Below are 1846 nucleotides of genomic sequence, written 5' to 3' on the forward strand. Positions count from 1 at the left end.
GGCTGGGACATAACTAGCCAAAATGAATAAAAATGGTTCCGTTCATCGGTTTTTGGATGATCGGAACCATTTTTATTTGAATTATTTTCATCATCTATTGGTGGATTGTTATTTATGGCGGTATACTTCCTTAAGTTTACCGCCATAAAGGCAAATCCTAATTCATTTTTCACTTTCTCTTTGTTCCTTACAGACAGTCGAGTGAAACCCAAATTAGCCTTCAAGAATCCGAAGACTGGCTCCACATCTGTTTTACGTTTCCCGTAAATTTTACCAGTTTTCTCGTCTGAAAGCTTTGCTCGTACATATTCTTTTTGAGTTTCCCACTTTTCATTGTAGTAAACTTTTCGATTGTTTCCTTCCTTTGCTTTCGTACATAAATCACGAAGCGGACAGTCGGAACAATCCTCACATTCATACACTTTAAATTCACGAGTAAAACCATATCGGTCGGTTCGTTTGGAATGATGGCTAAACAATACTTTTCTATCATTTGGGCACAAAAAAGTATCGTCTGCTTCATTGTATTCCCAGTTATCTACATGAAAAGCGTTCTCTTTATGTTTCTTTTTCTTTTCCTTGCGATATTGATTGTATGTGATAAGCGGTATCTTGTTTCGATGCTCTAGAATATCCCCATAATTTTGTTCACTGCCATATCCTGCATCAGCCACGATATAATCTGGTAGTTCAAAGAAATTTTCTTCTATATTATCGAGAAAAGGAATCAGAGTACGTGTATCAGTTGGATTGGGAAAAACATCGTAGGCGAGTACATATTGTCCCTCTGTCGCAGCCTGTACATTATATCCTGCTTTTAGTTGGCCATTCTGCATGTAATCGTCTTTCATCCGCATGAAAGTGGCATCTGTGTCTGTCTTCGAATAACTATTACGGTCTCCAAAAATCTCCATATCGTTCTGATACTTTTGTTTGCGCTCGATGAAATCTATAAACTGCTTCCGAGTCTGTTTTGGGAATTTACGCTCTGAACGAATTTTCTTTCGCTCACCACCAATATCACAAGCTTCAATCTTTTTATCATATTCCTCTATCTTTTCGTGGAGCTTTTCAACGACTTCTTCCATTTCTTGAACGGACAGTTCTTCTTCATTATCTCGTTCGATTGCCGGAATAATTTCCTTTTCCAATAACTCATCGTATATTTGATTGGACCTCTCCATTAAATTATCACTATACTTCTCCACGGATTTGCGCCAAACAAAGGTGAATTTATTTGCGTTCGCTTCAATCTTTGTCCCGTCAATAAATATCGCTTCTTCCTCAATTAAATTTTCTTGAACGAGTTGGCTACGAAACTGCACAAAACATTCACGAAGGATTTCTTCAACTAGTGGATTAGAACGAAAGCGATTGATGGTCCGGTAGCTTGGTTCGTAACCTTGAGATAGCCACATCATGCGTACACTATCTTCTAATAATCCTGCGATTTTTCTTCCAGAGAAAACAGATTGTGTATACGCACATAAAATAATTTTCATCATCATTCGTGGATGATATGGGGGACAACCAGTTTGGTGAACAAAGCCTTCGAAAGCTTCACTAGGTATACTTTCTACCAATTCATTTATGGAAAAGGCAACATCATCTTTTTTTAATTTAACTTCTAAATCTAAAGGCAAAACTACTTGATTCATGTTATAATCTTTAAACATAAGGACACCTCCGATGGTTATTGTTTGGTCACTTTAATTTTATCAAATGGTGTCCTTTTGTTCACTAAAATAATAAATATAAATAGAAAAATAAGCGTGATACCTTTTTTCCAATTTTCATGGAATGGTATCACGCTTATTTTTATTTACTGGGGTTTTGTCCCAGCCTC

At 36.7% G+C, this 1846-nt stretch carries 1 protein-coding gene; it reads right to left on the reverse strand.

Features of this window, described 5'->3' with window-relative positions:
* Nucleotides 1-1676: IS1182 family transposase (locus MN204_RS20240; protein WP_249872886.1), on the reverse strand; the 1676-nt coding region annotated here is incomplete at its 3' end.
* Between the last annotated feature and the right edge of the window lie 170 nt (nt 1677-1846).

This window comes from Oceanobacillus saliphilus (genome assembly GCF_023522835.1).
GTDB classification, from domain to species: Bacteria; Bacillota; Bacilli; order Bacillales; family Amphibacillaceae; genus Oceanobacillus; species Oceanobacillus saliphilus.